At 66.6% G+C, this 16,345-nt stretch carries 13 protein-coding genes; 4 read left to right on the top strand and 9 right to left on the bottom strand.

The window, feature by feature from the left end:
* Positions 1 to 4: 4 nt before the first annotated feature.
* On the top strand, positions 5 to 1,810 hold the full coding sequence (gene aspS, locus DOL89_RS09990) for an aspartate--tRNA ligase (RefSeq protein ID WP_119679017.1): 1,806 nt from the start codon (positions 5 to 7) through the stop codon (positions 1,808 to 1,810).
* 82 nt (positions 1,811 to 1,892) lie between these two features.
* Here aspS and DOL89_RS09985 read toward each other — a convergent pair whose 3' ends face one another.
* A complete protein-coding gene (locus tag DOL89_RS09985; RefSeq protein WP_225889754.1) occupies positions 1,893 to 2,585 on the bottom strand; it encodes a GGDEF domain-containing protein in 693 nt (230 codons plus the stop codon).
* A 271-nt stretch (positions 2,586 to 2,856) separates the two neighbouring features.
* On the opposite strand from DOL89_RS09985, the gene DOL89_RS09980 reads away from it, so the two are divergent.
* A complete protein-coding gene (locus DOL89_RS09980; protein ID WP_162937435.1) occupies positions 2,857 to 3,687 on the top strand; it encodes a cell envelope integrity EipB family protein in 831 nt (276 codons plus the stop codon).
* A 14-nt stretch (positions 3,688 to 3,701) separates the two neighbouring features.
* Here DOL89_RS09980 and DOL89_RS09975 read toward each other — a convergent pair whose 3' ends face one another.
* Positions 3,702 to 5,009, bottom strand: a complete 1,308-nt coding sequence (locus DOL89_RS09975) for a DNA polymerase IV (protein ID WP_119679015.1) — start codon at positions 5,007 to 5,009, stop codon at positions 3,702 to 3,704.
* A 236-nt stretch (positions 5,010 to 5,245) separates the two neighbouring features.
* On the opposite strand from DOL89_RS09975, the gene DOL89_RS09970 reads away from it, so the two are divergent.
* A complete protein-coding gene (locus DOL89_RS09970; protein WP_119679014.1) occupies positions 5,246 to 5,659 on the top strand; it encodes a response regulator in 414 nt (137 codons plus the stop codon).
* Positions 5,660 to 5,699: 40 nt separating this feature from the next.
* A complete protein-coding gene (locus DOL89_RS09965) occupies positions 5,700 to 7,145 on the top strand; it encodes a PleD family two-component system response regulator (protein ID WP_119679013.1) in 1,446 nt (481 codons plus the stop codon).
* A gap of 174 nt (positions 7,146 to 7,319) precedes the next feature.
* Here DOL89_RS09965 and rpmG read toward each other — a convergent pair whose 3' ends face one another.
* The 7 genes from rpmG to dprA form a co-directional block, all read right to left on the bottom strand.
* Positions 7,320 to 7,487: a 50S ribosomal protein L33 gene (gene rpmG / locus DOL89_RS09960; protein ID WP_119679012.1), complete on the bottom strand. Its 168-nt coding sequence runs from the start codon at positions 7,485 to 7,487 to the stop codon at positions 7,320 to 7,322.
* A 130-nt stretch (positions 7,488 to 7,617) separates the two neighbouring features.
* Entirely contained in the window at positions 7,618 to 9,213 is a 1,596-nt protein-coding gene (locus tag DOL89_RS09955) for a S41 family peptidase (protein WP_119679011.1), read from the bottom strand.
* Between the two features lie 164 nt (positions 9,214 to 9,377).
* Positions 9,378 to 11,666 carry a ribonuclease R gene (gene rnr, locus DOL89_RS09950; protein WP_119680354.1) on the bottom strand — a complete coding sequence of 763 codons (2,289 nt, stop codon included), beginning with the start codon at positions 11,664 to 11,666 and terminating at the stop codon, positions 9,378 to 9,380.
* An 81-nt stretch (positions 11,667 to 11,747) separates the two neighbouring features.
* Positions 11,748 to 12,032, bottom strand: a complete 285-nt coding sequence (locus tag DOL89_RS09945) for a type II toxin-antitoxin system RelE/ParE family toxin (RefSeq protein WP_119679010.1) — start codon at positions 12,030 to 12,032, stop codon at positions 11,748 to 11,750.
* On the bottom strand, positions 12,032 to 12,313 hold the full coding sequence (locus DOL89_RS09940) for a type II toxin-antitoxin system ParD family antitoxin (protein WP_119679009.1): 282 nt from the start codon (positions 12,311 to 12,313) through the stop codon (positions 12,032 to 12,034). The genes DOL89_RS09945 and DOL89_RS09940 overlap by 1 nt, the downstream gene beginning before the upstream one ends.
* A gap of 98 nt (positions 12,314 to 12,411) precedes the next feature.
* The gene (topA, locus tag DOL89_RS09935) at positions 12,412 to 15,084 is read right to left on the bottom strand and encodes a type I DNA topoisomerase (protein WP_119679008.1); all 2,673 of its coding nucleotides are present in this window, start codon (positions 15,082 to 15,084) and stop codon (positions 12,412 to 12,414) included.
* A gap of 46 nt (positions 15,085 to 15,130) precedes the next feature.
* Positions 15,131 to 16,264 (bottom strand): DNA-processing protein DprA, encoded by a 1,134-nt coding sequence (gene dprA, locus DOL89_RS09930; RefSeq protein WP_119679007.1) that lies wholly within the window; start codon positions 16,262 to 16,264, stop codon positions 15,131 to 15,133.
* Positions 16,265 to 16,345: the final 81 nt, after the last annotated feature.

The raw sequence follows: 16,345 nt of genomic DNA, 5'->3' as shown, positions 1-16,345 counted from the left end.
GCCCATGCACCAGTACCGCACCCATACCTGTGGCCAGCTCCGTCAGGAGAATGCCGGGGACACCGTCCGCCTCTCGGGCTGGATCCACCGCAAGCGCGATCATGGGCAGTTGATGTTCATCGACCTGCGCGACCATTACGGCATCACCCAGTGCGTGGTCGATACCTCCAGCCCGAATTTCAAGACGGCCGAATCCCTTCGCCTTGAGTCGGTTATCACCGTGACCGGCAAGGTCGTCGCCCGCTCGGCGGAGACTATCAACGACAAGCTGCCGACCGGCCGGATCGAAGTGCAGATCAAGGAGCTGGAGGTGCAGAGCGCGGCCGAGCAGGTCCCGCTCCAGGTCAATTCCGAGCAGGATTCCGGCGAGGAGCTGCGCCTGCGCTACCGCTTCCTGGATCTGCGCCGCGAGAAGATGCAGCGGAACATCCTGCTGCGCTCCCACGTCATCGCCTCCGTCCGCCGGCGCATGATCGATCAGGGCTTCACGGAGTTCCAGACTCCCATCCTGACGGCCAGCAGCCCCGAGGGTGCCCGCGACTTCCTGGTGCCGTCGCGCATCCATCCCGGCAAGTTCTATGCCCTGCCGCAGGCGCCGCAGCAGTTCAAGCAGTTGCTCATGGTGTCCGGCTTCGATCGGTACTTCCAGATTGCTCCCTGCTTCCGCGACGAGGACAGCCGCGCCGACCGCAGCCCGGGCGAGTTCTACCAGCTCGACTTCGAGATGAGCTTCGTCACCCAGGAGGATGTGTTCGCGGCCATCGAGCCGGTGATCCACGGCATCTTCGAGGAGTTCAGCGGCTTCACCGGCGTGAAGAAGTCCGTCAGCCCGTACCCGTTCGTCCGCATCCCCTTCGACGAGGCGATGCTGAAGTACGGGTCGGATAAGCCGGACCTGCGCAACCCGCTGGTCATCGTCGATGTCAGCGAGGTGTTCCGCCGCGAGGACGTGGAGTTCAAGGCGTTCAAGGGCGTGCTGGACAAGGGCGGCGTGGTCCGCGCCGTCCGCGCCCCGTCCGTGGGCGACCGTCCGCGCAGCTTCTTCGACAAGCTGAACGACTGGGCCCGCGGCCTCGGCGCGCCGGGCCTCGGCTACATCGTCTTCGAGGGCGGGGCCGGCAAGGGTCCGATCGCCAAGTTCGTGCCGGAAGCCGCCCAGGCGGTGCTGCGCGAGCTGACCGGTTGCCAGGACGGCGACGCCGTGTTCTTCGTCTGCGACCAGGTCGGTCCGGCGGCCAAGCTGGCCGGTCAGGCCCGCACGGAAATCGCCAACCAGCTCGACCTGATCGAGAAGGACACCTTCAAGTTCTGCTGGATCGTTGACTTTCCGATGTACGAGTACGACGAGGAGCGGAAGAAGATCGATTTCAGCCACAACCCGTTCAGCATGCCGCAGGGCGGTCTGGATGCGCTGCTGAACCAGGACCCGCTGACGATCAAAGCATTCCAGTACGACATCGTCTGCAACGGCGTCGAACTGTCCTCCGGCGCGATCCGGAACCACAGGCCGGAGATCATGTACAAGGCCTTCGAGATCGCCGGCTACGGGGCTGAGGAGCTGGAAGCAAAGTTCGGCGGCATGCTGTCGGCCTTCAAGCTGGGCGCCCCGCCGCACGGTGGTTCCGCTCCCGGCATCGACCGCATGGTGATGCTGCTGGCCGATGAGCCGAACATCCGCGAGGTCATCGTCTTCCCGCTGAACCAGCGGGCGGAGGACCTGCTGATGCAGGCGCCGAACAGCGTCGCGCCGGAACGGCTGCGCGAACTGCACATCAAGTTGGACCTGCCAAAGGCCAAGACCGCGGGCTGACCCCAAGGTCTGATACAATGCGAAACGCCGCCCGGGAGCTCCTGGGCGGCGTTTTCGTTTGAAGCGGGTGGGATCGCGGCGCTCAGGCCACGGCGAGCACGACCTTCTTCCAGGCCGCCTTGGCGGCGTACATCCGGATATCGGCGCGGTGCAGGATTTCATCCTGGTCCTCATCCGGCCCGAACGGCTCTGCCCCGAAGCTGGCGCGCAGCGGCAGGCGGCGGCGCTGCCATGTGCAATGCTCGGCGTTGATGCGCTCCTCCAGCGCCTTTGCACGGGCAATGCCCTGCTCGGCATCGATCCGGGTCAGCAGCACCACGAACTCGTCGCCGCCAAGGCGGGCGACGATGTCATGGGCCCGCACGGCATTTTTCAGTGCCCGAGCCACCTGTTGCAGATAGTGGTCGCCAGCCAGATGGCCGTAGGTGTCGTTGATAGCTTTGAAGCCGTTCAGGTCCACCATCACCAGCACGCCTCCGGTCCCGAGCCGGCTGCCCGCCGCCAGCTCGCGATGGAAAGCATCCATGAAGCCCCGGCGGTTCAGCAGTCCGGTAAGCTCGTCGGTCATGCTCATCGCCTCCAAGGTTTCAATACGGGCCTGCTGCTCGGCGATCAGCCGCTCCGCCGCGCGCAGCCTGTCCTGCGCTTCCTGCAGCAGCAGAAGCTGTGCGCCCATGGCCTCATACCCGTCCGGCAGGCGCGATGCGCGGATCGGAATGGGAAGCTGGAATTCCAGTGCGGCGTGGGCAGGCAGCGCGATGTCGAGCGGGCTCATGAACGGATATCCTTTTCAGGATTGCATCTGCCCCACTAAGGCAAGCTTTGTGCCATCCACCTCCGCCCTGCCGGCTCAACAACTTATCCTTAATTTTATATATTTTGCGGGTATGGCCGCCTGCTACCTACCGGCAGGAACTGCCCAGTCCATCCCGGTGGTCCGGAAAAGAGTGCCGTCTGTTCCGGACATGGCCTTGAACGTTAAGGCCCTTGCTTCGCCATGATTTAGGGAGACAATTGCGCTTCCTTTCGCAGACCGCTGGTGACGCGTGCAATCGATCCTGCCACCTGCAAGGCTCACCAGTCTTGTTCTCGCCACCCTGTTCGGCCTCACGGCCGCTACCGCCTGTGCCCCGCCGGCCGGAGCGGAATCGGAGGTTGCGCCCCATACGGCCACCTATTCCATGAAGCTGTCCAATGCGCGGGCGCGCAGCCCCGTGGCCGATGTCCAGGGCCGCATGAGCTTCGCCTGGAAGGATGCCTGCGATGGCTGGACCATTGAGCAGAGGTTCGAAGTGCGCTTCACCTATCAGGAAGGGGAGGAGGTGAGCTTCGACAACAGCTACGTGACCTGGGAGGCCAAGGACGGCGAAAGCTACCGCTTCAATGTTCGTAAGCTCGTCAACGGTCAGGTGGAGGAGGAACTGCGGGGCGAGGCATCGCTCAGCGGCGGCTCCGGCGGCACCGTCACCTTCAACCGGCCGGAGCAGAAGGAGGTCGAGCTGCGGCCGGGCGCCATGTTCCCGACGGCCCACACCCTCCGCCTGTTGGAGGTCGCCGCGTCGGGCGAGCCCTTCTTCGCCGCCACGGTGTTCGACGGCAGCGAGCAGGAAGGCGCCACCCCTGTGAGCGCGGTGATCGCCAATGCCAGAAAGTCATCCGCAGGCGGCAAGGGGGGCGACGAGTTGCGGAGCGACGAGGCTTGGCCCGTTCATCTGGCCTTCTTCCCCAGCGATCCCCAGGCGGCGCTTCCCGATTATGAGACTTCGATGCTGGTGCAGCGGAACGGGGTGGTCCAATCCATGGTGATCGACTACGGCGATTTCCAGGTGGATGTGACCCTGGACGAACTGCAATCCGTGCCCGCGCCGCGCTGCTGAGTTCAAGGGAGCCTCTAATTCTCGTCTTCGTCGATCGGTAGGCTGCGGCCCTTCAATATGGCGTCTGCACCCAGCTTGGCGCGGACGGCATCCATGGCCTGCTCTACCTTGGCGCGGCGGGCAAGGCCCGGGTCCAGCAGGTCGGGCGGGTCCGCGTCGGCGAGATCGCGCAGGTCGGCGCAGCCGATTCCGATCAGCCGGAACCGGGTGCCACTCTCCTTCTCTTCCGCCAACTCCTCCGCCAGCAGATCCCGCCCGAGACGGAAGATGCGGTCGGCCAGCAGGGTGGGGGAGGGCAGGCGGCGCGTGCGGGTGCGCAGCCGGAAATCCGACGTCTTCAGCTTCAGCGTGACGCTGCCGCCGGCATAGCCGTCCGCCTTCAGCCGCCGTGCCACGGTCTCGCACAGGGGCCAGAGCGCCCGCTCCAGCGGGTCCATCTGGTTGAGATCGGTGTTGAAGGTGGTCTCCGCCGACACGCTCTTCGGCGGGGCATTGGGCGTCACGACGCGGCTGTCCTCGCCGCGAGCGAACTTCGCAAGCCGCAGCCCCATGGCGCCATAGCGCTTGGCCAGAAGAATGTCTGGAACCTCCCGCAACTGCGCGATGGTGCGGATGCCGTCCGCCTCCAGCTTCTGCTGCAGCGCCTTGCCCACGCCCCAGATCAGCCCGACCGAGCGGGGGCCGAGGAAATCCAGCACCTCGGCCCGTCCGATCACCGCGAATCCGCGGGGCTTGTCCAGGTCGGAGGCGATCTTGGCCAGGAACTTGTTGTAGGACAGTCCGACGGAGGCGGTAATGCCTACCTCCCGCTCTATGCGCCGCACCAGCTTGACCAGGGTTCGGGCCGGGCTGCCGCCATGCAGCGCTTCCGTACCGGTCAGGTCCAGGAAGGCCTCATCAATGGACAGCCGCTCCACCAGGGGCGTCGCCTCTTCCATCAGGGCGGCCACCTGCCGGCCCACGGCACTGTACTTCTTCATGTTCGGGGGAATCACCACCGCGTCGGGGCAGGCCGATAGCGCCTTGAACATGGGCATGGCCGAACGGACGCCATACATCCGTGCAATGTAGCAGCAGGCGGACACGACTCCGCGCTGCCCGCCGCCCACGATCACCGGCTTGTCGGCCAGGGCGGGATTGTCCCGCTTCTCCACGCTGGCATAGAAGGCGTCGCAATCGATGTGTGCGATTCCCAGCCGGTGCAGCTCCACATGACGCACCAACCGGGCCGAGCGGCAGGCCGTACAGCGGCGTCCTTCGCCCGGTACGAGCGCTCCGCAATCGCGGCACAGGCCGGGCGTCGGAATTCCGTTCGCATTCATGCCCTCTGCCCGGTCTGCGGCAGCATTCTTGCTTGTTTCGCCTCTTGCCCCTTTCGATAGTTCCAATGTATCACCTTCGGACAGGCGGCGGAGTTCTTGTGCTTCCCTTACACGAAATGGAGTAACCCGAGCTTAATCTTTGCCGCTGAGAATCTCCCTGGATTCCAACCTCCCAACGCATGGTCTGCGATGCCTTGGGCCGCGATGCCGGTTGTATGCCCGGCAGGAGCATCGTAATGTGTGCCGAGACGATAGTGGTAGGCTCTTTCGGCGGCGTGATCGCCCCCTCCAAGCGGGTGCTGATCGTCGAGGATAACGAGCTGAACATGAAGCTTTTTCATGATCTTCTGGAGGCGCACGGCTATACGACCCTGCAGACGAAGGACGGAATGGACGCTCTGCGCTTGGCGCGGCAACATCGTCCCGACCTGATCCTGATGGACATCCAGCTGCCAAGCATATCAGGCCTGGAGGTTGCCAAATGGATCAAGGAGGATGAGGAGCTCCGCACGATTCCCGTCATTGCCGTCACGGCCTTCGCCATGAAGGGGGATGAGGAAAAAATCCGCGAAGGCGGCTGTGAGGATTATATCGCCAAACCGATCTCGGTGGCGAACTTCCTCCAGACCGTCAAGCAGTTCCTAGGATGAGCCCGGGTTTCCATCGCCGGGCCGCAGGATAGATGGTGACATGTCGGCTCGGGTTCTGGTCGTAGATGACGTACTGCCCAACGTGAAGCTGCTCGCGGCGAAGCTGACGCGCGAGTACTTTGACGTTGTTACGGCTAACAGCGGGCCGGAAGCTTTGGAGCGGATTCGCAGCCATGCACCGGATATCGTGCTGCTGGACGTCATGATGCCCGGCATGGACGGGTTCGAGGTCTGCGAGAAGATCCGTTCCGACCCGGCGACGATGCACATCCCGGTGGTCATGGTCACGGCGCTGTCCGACGTCTCCGACCGGGTGCGCGGCCTTCAGGCCGGAGCCGACGATTTCCTGACCAAGCCGGTCAACGACGTGGCGCTGTTCGCCCGCGTCCGCTCACTCGTTCGCCTGAAGATGATGATGGACGAATGGCGCCTGCGGGAGAGCACGTCCGGGCAGCTCGGCATGCTCGTCTCCACCGACAGCATGCAGAACCAGAGCGCCGAGGGCGCCCGTGTCCTGGTGGTTGAGGACAGCGCCATCGATCTGGACAAGCTCACCGAGACGCTGGGCCGCGACCGCGCGCTGGTCAAGACGGCCGAGAGCTGTGCTGCCGGGCTGGAGCTGGCGCTGGCCGAGGAGTTCGAGCTGGTCGTGATCAGCCTCACCCTGATGCGGGAAGACGGGCTGCGCCTCTGCTCCCAGCTCCGCAGCCAGGAGCGGACTCGACAGGTGCCGATCCTGCTGTTGGCCGACGAGGCAGACATGGACCGGGTGGCCAAGGGGCTGGAGCTGGGCGCCAATGACTACCTGATCAAGCCGATCGACCGGAACGAGCTGCTGGCCCGCACCCGCACGCAGGTTCGCCGCAAGCGCTACCAGGACCGGCTGCGCGCGAATTACGAGCAGTCCCTGTCGCTGGCGCTGACCGACAGCCTGACCGGACTGTTCAACCGGCGCTACCTGTCCGCCCACCTGCCGCGCCTGCTGGACAGGGGGGGCGGGAACAACAAGCCCGTGGCCGCCCTGCTGTTCGACATCGACCACTTCAAGGTGGTCAACGACAGCTGGGGGCATGGCGTCGGCGACGAGGTGCTGAAGGACGTCGCCAACCGCGCCAGCCGCAACCTGCGCAATTTCGACCTCGTCGCCCGCCTGGGCGGGGAGGAATTCGTGGTGATCATGCCCGACACGGACCTGGCCCAGGCCTCCATGGTGGCGGAGCGGCTGCGCCGGCGTATCGCGGACGAGCCCTTCAAGGTCTCCGCCCCGGTTGGGGAAATCCAGGTGACGGTCAGCATGGGCGTTGCCGTCGCCGATGGCAGGCCGGGACCAGACGGGCGGCCGGAAACCGGCGACAGCCTGCTGCGCCGTGCCGATATGGCGCTGTACCAGGCCAAGCGCGCTGGCCGCAATCTGGTCATCTGCGACCAGGATGCCGAGGCGGCCATGCCGGGGAGCGATGCCGCTCCCAACCCGCAGACAGCCTGAGACAACTTCACGATCGGCTGAAAGGCGCGGGCCGGATCGTGCGGCGCTCAATAGGGAAAGCCGCCGAAGCGAGGCCTAAGTCTGTTCTACCTTCCCCGCCCGCCACGCTTCGCCAAAAAGCAAAAGGCCGCCCAAGAGGCGGCCTTTTCCATGAGATGATCGCCATGGGGCGGATCACTTCATCTTGGATTCCTTGAACGGAACATGCTTGCGCGCGACCGGATCGTACTTGTTGAACTCAAGCTTCTCGGTCGTCTTGCGGGGGTTCTTCTTCTTCACATAGAAGTACCCGGTATCAGCGGAGCTGATCATCTTGATCAGCACGGTATTCTGCTTCGCCATGATCCAAATCCCACCCTGGGGCCAAGCTGCGGCCTGAAACGCGCGGCCACCGCACCACGCGCGGCCGACAAACAAAACGTGCCGCACAGTGGCGGCGTAGCGCGGCAACATAACCGCTCGCGGCGGCATGTCAAGGGACGAATGCGCCGGCCACCCCCTCCGGGGACGGTGCGGAGGCCTGCCGCTCCGCGATGTTGGTCTGCGTCATACCCAGCGCACGGCGGTAGAGCGATGGCGTTTCCAGCAGGGCTTTGGCGACGTCCAGGTCGATCTCCGGCGCGTGCTCCTTCCAGGGACATGATTCCCGCAGCCGGGTCAGCGCCTCCTCATCCTCTGGCGCGCGGGTGCGCCAAAGCGCCAGGGCTGCCGCCGGCGGTATGGCGCCGGCCACCATGCTCAACAGCACCTCATCGGCCGACCGCGCATCCTTGCTGGTGCAGACAGTCGGTTGAACGCCTTGCCGGTGAAGGGTGTAGCCGCTGGGCGCGTAGAAGCGCGACCAGGTGAGGAACAGCTCGCCATCGTTGGGCAGTTGGGTCACGGTCTGGACGCTGCCCTTTCCGAACGAACTGGCGCCCACGATGACGGCGCGGGCCGAGTCCTGCAGGGCCGCCGCCACGATCTCCGCCGCCGAAGCCGACCGGCCATCGACCAGCACCACCATCGGCGCGCCGTTGAGAACGTCGTCCGGCGCAGCCTCGAAATGCTGCATGCTGTCGGGGTGGCGGCCGCGCGTGTCCAGAATGCGCCCGGTCCGCATGAAAAGGTCGGCCACCGCGATAGCCTGATCCAGCTTGCCGCCGGGATTGCCGCGCAGGTCCAGCACATAGCCGCTGGGCGCGCCCTCGGGATCGCGCGCCATCCTCAGCAGCGCATCGCGCAGGTTCCGCTCGGTCGCAGCATTGAAGCGGTCGATCCTGACGATCCCGATATGGCCGTCCCGGCTGGCCTCGACGGTGTTTGGCACGATCCAGTCCCGTCGCACGGGCAGGCGGCGGCTTTCCGCCAGGGTGGAGCCCACCGTCAGCATCACCACCGATCCGGCATGGCCGCGCAGAAGCTCGCCGACCTTGTCCGCGCTCAGCCCGTCGGTGAGATCCCCGTCGATAGCCAGAACCAGCTCGCCGCTCCGGATTCCCGCTTCCGCCGCCGGGCCGCCGGGCGTTACCTCGGCGATCATATGCCGGCCGTCCTCCTGCTGCAGGGCGAGGCCGACACCGCCATATCCCTCCCGCTGGGAGCGTTCGTAGGTCGCCCGTTCGGCGGAGGTGTAGCGGCTGTACTCGTCCAGATCGCGGACGATGGATTCGAAGACGAGTTGGTATGTCTCTTCCCGACCCAGCGCAGCCAGAGCCGAGGAATGGGCCCGCAGCCGCTCAATCGCGCGGGAGGTAACCTCCGCCCAAGGGCCGGGCGTGTTCCGGTCGGGAAGCGCGATCTCTCCCACCCTGTGGCCGCGGACCGTGAGGCGCAGCACGCCGCCGGAGGTTTCCATGCCGATGGCGGGATCGCGCTCGACCAGCCCCTGAAGCCCATCCAGCGTAAGTTGGCGCAGATCCACCGGGGCCAGGTAGTAGTCCGCGATCCGGCTGTAGCCGACGGAGAAGATGTGCTCCCCCAGTATGCGCTCCCGCGCCGAGAGGGCACCCGACCCGGGCACATAGTCAGCCGCGCATCCGACGATCAGCGCAAGAGACAGGACGGCGGGCGTCAGGCGGCGCAGCATTCGCTCAATACCCCGGCGTCGGTCGAGGAAATCCTGTCCGCGTCCGCGGGATGGCGGCCACACGGTACGTGGCGGACATCCGGGAAAAACGGGGCGGGCGGTGGCCGATCATCGCTCCATGCTAATCACGAATGAACGCACCGTCCACCCCGCCGAAATCGGTGCTACCGACGGCGTCGTGCCGGCTTCGGACGGTTCAGCCCTTCCGGCATCGGCGCCTGGAACCGGCGCTTTCCCTTTCCCGTGCGCAACGGGCTGAAGGCGGGCGCTTCCCCCGGCGGCAGGGCCGCGGCTTCCGGGTCCACCAGATGGAAGACCATGGAGCCGGCGATGGGGTCCGCCTCCATCAGCCGCACCTTCACCTGCGTGCCCAGCCGGAAGGTTCGGCCGGTGCGCCGCCCGATCAGGCAGTGCATGGCCTCGTGGTGGTCATAGAAGTCGTCGGGCAGGGAACTGACCGGCACCAGCCCGTCGGCCCCGGTCTCGCTCAGCGTCACGAACAGGCCGAACCGGGTCACCCCGCCGACCTTGCCGGTGAAGATGGCGCCGACGCGCTCCGACAAATATGCGGCGACGTAGCGGTCCATGGCGTCCCGCTCCGCCGTGGCGGCCCGCCGCTCGGTCATGGAGATGTGTTCGCCGATGCCGTCCATGCGCCCGGCCTCCTCATCCGTCAGCCCGCCGTCGCCCAGCTTGTAGGCGCGGACCAGGGACCGGTGGACGACCAGGTCGGCATAGCGCCGGATCGGGCTGGTGAAATGGGCGTAGCGGACCAGGGACAGGCCGAAATGCCCGATGTTCTCCGGCTGGTACACGGCCTGGGCCTGGGCGCGCAGGATCACGGTGCTGATCAGCTCGCTCTCCGCGCTGCCGGCGGCCTTCTCCAGGATGCGGGTGAAGTTCTCCGGCTTCATGACCTGCCCGCGGGGCAGGCTGTATCCCATGGTCTTCAGGAACTCCGACAGCGGCTCCAGCTTGTCGCGCGCCGGCTCGGCATGGACGCGGTACATGACCGGGGCGCTGCGGGCCTCCAGCGCTTCGGCCGCCGCGACATTGGCCAGGATCATGAACTCCTCGATCAGCCGGTGGCTGTCCAGGCGCTCCCGCACGCTGATCTCGACGATGTGCCCGGCCTCGTCCAGCCTCACCTTCCGCTCGGGCAGGTCCAGTTCCAGCGTTCCGCGCTGCGCCCGCGCCCGTGCCAGCACCTCGAAGGCGCCGTAGAGCGGGTCGATCACATTCCCCATCAGCGGGCCGGTGGTCTCGTCCGGCTGGCCGTCCCGGGCAGCCTGCACCTGCTCGTAGGTCAGGCGTGCGGCGGAGCGCATCAGGCCGCGCACGAACTTGTGCCGCTTCAGGTTCCCGTCCTTGTCGATCCACATATGCACGGCCAGGCAGGCGCGGTTCACCTGCGGCTTCAGGCTGCACAGCTCGTTGGAAAGCTGCTCCGGCAGCATGGGCACGACACGGTCGGGGAAGTAGCAGCTATTGCCCCGGTCGAAGGCCGACCGGTCCAGCGCCGAACCGGGGCGGACATAGAAGGACACGTCCGCGATGGCGACCAGCAGATGCCAACCGCCCGGATTGTTCGGATCGGCATCCGCCTCCGCGAACACGGCATCGTCGAAATCGCGGGCATCCGGCCCATCGATGGTGACCAGCGGGAAGTCGCGCAGGTCGGTACGGCCTTCCAGCGAAGGCTCCTCCGCCGCTTCGGCCTCCTCGATGGCGGCGCGGGGGAAGGTGGTGGGGATGCCGTTCTGGTGGATGGCGATCAGGGAGACGGTGCGCGGCTCCTCCAGGCTGCCCAGCACCTCCACCACTCGCGCCTGCTTCAGCCCCATGCGGGAGGAGGGGAGGAGTTCCGCCAGCACGATCTGGCCGGGCTTGGCCCCACCGGCATTCTCGGGCGTGATGGCGAACTCGGCCTTGGCCCGCCGCTCCGCCGGGCGCAGCCGCCCGCCATCGCGCGCCAGCTCGTAGGTGCCGACGATCTGCGCTTCCCGGGGGCCGCCATCCAGCTTGCGGATGGTGCTGCCGGCATAGGTTCCGTCCGACAGGCGCGACAACCGCGCCAGCGCACGGTCGCCCACGGCCAGGGACGGATGGCCGCGCTTTTCCGGCCGCATGAAGATCTTCGGCGCCGGCTCGTCCTCGTGCGGCCAGTTCTGCGGCCGGGCGATGGTCTCCCCGTCGGAATCGATGTCGGTGACCACCACGACGCCCACCGGGGGCAGGGCGGCCGGCGGGGCCAGCCTCCGCCCCTCGCCCTTCTCCACCTGCCCTTCGCCCTCCAGCTCCTTCAGCAGGTGCTTCAACAGCACGCGGTTCTCGCCCGTGATATGGAAAGCGCGCGCGATCTCCCGCTTGCCCACGGGCGTGGGGCTGTCCTTGATGAACTCCAGGACCTGGTCCTTGGTGGGGAAGGGGGCATCTTTCTTGGTCCGGGGCACGGGCGCTTCGTCCTTCTGGTCGCAGTCAGGCTGCAACAGTACTGCGCCGGCTCCAGTCACGCGAGAAGGGGATATGGAAGATCAGGCGTCGTCGGACGTGATGCGGCGATGGCCGTGCACGATGCGGATCACCTCCACCATTTCCGCCACGCGGTAGAGGATGAGGTATCGGCCGACCAGGATCATGCGCAGCCCTGGCCGGATGTCGTCACGCCGGGCTCCTGATTCCGGAACGGCGGTGGGGGCCTGCAAGCGTTCATGTATCCGGTCGATGAACCGGATCGCCGCGACGGGATCGTCCTTTGCAATGAAATCGCCGAGCGCCTCAAGGTCTTCAGCAGCCTTTGGCGACAGGCGCCAGCGCATCAGCGGCCCTGCCCCTTATCGGCCAAGGCCTGATACTTCGCCCTCAGCCGCGCCATCACCGCTTCGGAGTCGATGGAGGAGCCGCTGGCGGCACCTTCGTCCCAGAGCGCCCGCAATTCCTCGACCGTATGGCCGTGCAGATCCCGCCGCGCCTTCCACTGGCGGAGCGCATCGCGGATCACCTCGCTGGAGGAGGCATAGTCGCCGGTATCGACCGCCTCGCGCACGGCGGATGCGATCTCCGGCGTGAGGGCGATGCTGAGCTTTTCAACGGAGGACATGGGCCGCTCCTTCGGTTCTGCCGGTGGATGGTACGAATTCTTCGCACCACCGGCAAGCCGGGTGGTTGGAGCGGCCCCGGAACAGGCCAGCCGGAAGATCAGGCGCTGGCCTTCTTCCTTGCCGCCGGCGCCTTCTTTGCCGTGCCGGCAGCCTTGGGCGCGGCGGCTTTTTTGGCCGTTGCGGCCCGCTTCGGAGCGGCGGCCTTCTTGGCGGCCGGCTTCTCCTCATCGTCCGCCTTGGCTGTGGCGCCCTTCTTGGTCCCGTCCTTGGCAGCCTTGGCGGCCAGCAGCTCAAGCGCCTGTTCCAGCGTCACCTCGTCCGCATTCATGGATTTCGGGATGCTGGCGAACAGCTTGTTGTGCTGGACATAGGGGCCGAAGCGGCCGGAGCCCACCTTGATCGGCTTGCCGTCCTTGGGATGCGTGCCGAGTTCGCGCCCGGCCACCGCCTTCTTGGCCGGGGCTTCCGCCAGCAGATGCACGGCCCGGTTCAGCCCGATGGTCAGAACGTCGTCGTCGGCGCCAAGGTTCTTGTAGGCGGAACCGTGCTTCAGATAGGGGCCGAAGCGGCCGATGCCGGCCAGGATCTCCTCCCCCGTCTCCGGATGCGGGCCGACAAGGCGCGGCAGGGAGAGCAGGCCGAGAGCGGCGTCCAGGTCGATGTCGGCCGGGTTCATGCCCTTGGGCAGGGAGGCGCGCTTCGGCTTCTCCCCGTCCTTGCCCTCCGCCTCGCCGAGCTGGACATAGGCGCCGAAGCGGCCGTTCTTGACCCAGACCGGCAGGCCGGTTTCCGGGTCCTGGCCCAGGTTCCGGTCGCCGCCATCCCCCTCGTCCCCGACCGACAGCGGGCGGGTGTAGCGGCAGTCCGGATAGTTGGAGCAGCCGATGAAGCCGCCGCTGCGGCCCAGCTTCAGCGACAGCCGGCCGGTGCCGCAGGTCGGGCAGACGCGGGTATCGATCTCCTCCCCGTTCTCCCCGACCTTCTTGGGGAAGAAGTGGGGCCCCAGCGCCTCGTCCAGCGCGTCCAGCACCTGGGTGATGGTCAGGTCCTTGGTGCCGTCCACCGCGGTGGAGAAGCTCATCCAGAACTCGCGCAGGACCTGCTTCCAGTCGATCCGCCCGCCGGAGATGTCGTCCAGCTTCTCCTCGAGCGCAGCGGTGAAGCCGTACTCCACATAGCGGCGGAAGAAGCTCTCCAGGAAGGTGGTGACCAGCCGGCCGCGATCCTCCGGAACGAAGCGCCGCTTCTCCAGCCGCACATAGTTTCGGTCCTGCAGCACCTGCAGGATGGAGGCGTAGGTGGAGGGGCGGCCGATGCCGAGCTCCTCCATCTTCTTCACGAGGCTCGCCTCGGTATAGCGGGGCGGGGGTTGGGTGAAGTGCTGGTTGGCGTCCAGTTTGCCGCGGGTGAGGTCGTCGCCGTCCTTCATGTTGGGAAGGCGGCGGTTCTCCTCATCCTCCTGATCGTCGTCGCGGTCCTCCTGATAGACCTTCAGGAAGCCGTCGAAGCGGACGACGGAGCCGGTGGCGCGGAACACGGCCTCCGCTCCCTTGGAGGCGATGTCGACGGTGACCTGGTCCAGGATGGCGCTCGCCATCTGCGACGCCATGGTGCGCTTCCAGATCAGCTCGTAGAGGCGCAGCTCATCCTTGTCCAGGTAGCGGGAAAGCTGCTCCGGCCGGCGGAACAGGTCCGTCGGGCGGATAGCCTCGTGCGCCTCCTGGGCGTTCTTGGCGGCCACCTTGTAGATGCGCGGCTTCTCCGGGACATAGTTGTCGCCGTAGCTCTGGCCGATCATGCGGCGGGCGCCGTCGATGGCCTCGGCGCTCAGCGTCACGCCGTCGGTACGCATATAGGTGATGATGCCGACCGTCTCGCCGCCGATATCCACGCCCTCATACAGCTTCTGGGCCGTGCGCATGGTCTTGGTGGCGCCGAAGCCCAGCTTGCGGCTGGCCTCCTGCTGGAGGGTCGAGGTGGTGAAGGGGGCGTAGGGGTTGCGCCGTACCTCCTTGCGCTCCACCCGGCCGACCCGGAAGGTCATGGGGCGGATGCGGGCCAGGGCAGCCTCCGCGGCGCCCTTGTCGCCAAGCGAGAACTTCTCCAGCCGCTTGCCGTCCAACTGGGTCAGCCGGGCGGTGAAGGTCTGGCCGTCGAAGGTTTTGAACTCCGCCTCAATGGTCCAGTATTCCTGCGGACGGAAATCCTCGATCTCCGACTCGCGCTCACAGACCAGCCGCAGCGCCACCGACTGGACGCGGCCGGCCGAGCGGGAGCCCGGAAGCTTGCGCCACAGCACCGGCGACAGGGTGAAGCCCACCAGATAATCCAGCGCGCGGCGGGCCAGATAGGCGTCCACCAGCTCCTGGTTCACGTCGCGCGGATGGGCGATGGCGTACTGGACGGCGGATTTGGTGATCTCGTTGAAGGTGACGCGCTTGCAGTCGACCTTGCCCAGCAGGCGTTTCTGGGCCAGCAGCTCCTTGACGTGCCAGGCGATCGCCTCCCCCTCGCGATCCGGGTCGGTGGCGAGATAGACGCGGTCGGCGGACTTCACGGCCCGGCTGATCTCATCGACATGGCGCTTGGAGCGTTCCCCAAGCTCCCAGTCCATGGCGAAATCCTCCTCCGGACGGACGGAGCCGTCCTTGGGCGGGAGGTCGCGGACATGGCCGTAGCTGGCCAGGACCGTGTAGTCGGAGCCCAGATACTTGTTGATGGTCTTGGCCTTCGCCGGGGACTCGACGATGACGACGCTGCTGCCAGGCAAGGGAAACCCGCCTTTCGGAACCGTGAAAACGACTACGGGGCGGATTTCAGATCAGGCTGACCCGTCCGCCCGGGTGGATCTGGACTCGGCCGGCCAGCTCTAACTCCAGCAGGACGGTCCGGACCACTCCGGCAGACAATTGGCAGCCCCGGACCACTTCGTCAATTAGAACAGGGGTGGGCGACAGGCTGGCCGCGATCAGGGTACGGGCTTCCTCCAGGTCGGCTTCGCCGTGGACGGGGGCGGGGGACGGCATGGCTGCGATGCTGAACAGGTCGCGGTCCCGCTCACCGAAAGGCTGGCCGGTCAGGCGTTTCAGCACCTCGACCACGTCCTCGGCGCTTTCCACCAGCGTCGCGCCGTCCTTGATCAGGCGGTTGCAGCCCTGCGCCCGCGGATCGGCTGGGGAGCCCGGTATGGCCAGCACCTCACGGCCCTGGTCGTTCGCCATGCGGGCGGTGATCAGGCTTCCCGACTTCAGCGCCGCCTCCACCACCAGCACGCCCAGCGACAGGCCGGAGATCAGGCGGTTGCGGCGGGGGAAGTGGCGGGCCTGCGGCTCCGTTCCCAGGGCCGACTCGGCAATGATCACGCCGCGGTGCCGCAGCTCCGCATGCAGACCGGCATTCTCCGCCGGGTAGACAATATCCGCCCCGCCGGCCACCACCGCGGCGGTGCCGTCGGACAGCGCGCCCTGGTGGGCGGAGGTGTCGATGCCGCGCGCCATGCCGGAAACGACCAGGAATCCGGCCGCGGCCAGCTCCCGTCCCAGCTTCTGCGCCATGTTGCGGCCGGCGATGCTGGCGTTTCGCGCACCCACGATGGCCACCGCCGGCCGCTTCAGCAGTTGCGGATGGCCCAGCAGCGAGAGCACCGGCGGCGCATCGTCGATGGCGGCCAGGGCCCGCGGATAGTCCGGCTCGCAGGAGGCGACCATGCGGCCGCCCATCCGTTCCAGCCCCGTCAGCTCCCGCTCCGCCTCCGCCTTGGACGGGATGCGCAGGGGATTCGCCCGGCCGCCGCGGCGTGCCAGGTCGGGCAGGGCGGCCAGCGCAGCGGTGGCCGTGCCGAACCGCTCCAGCAGCCGGTGGAAGGTGACAGGTCCCACATTCTCCGATCTGGTGAGGCGGAGCCAGTCGAGACGTTCCTGCGGGGTCAAAAGGCGGCGGGTCGATTGCATACAAGAATGCTTATGCAATTCTATCCCTGCGTCAACTGCTGATAAAGGAACTTTCCTGTATCGCTATCATGTCGCGTCAGA

Source organism: Indioceanicola profundi (genome assembly GCF_003568845.1).
Lineage (GTDB): Bacteria > Pseudomonadota > Alphaproteobacteria > Azospirillales > Azospirillaceae > Indioceanicola > Indioceanicola profundi.
This window is presented reverse-complemented; position numbering and strand designations above follow the sequence as displayed.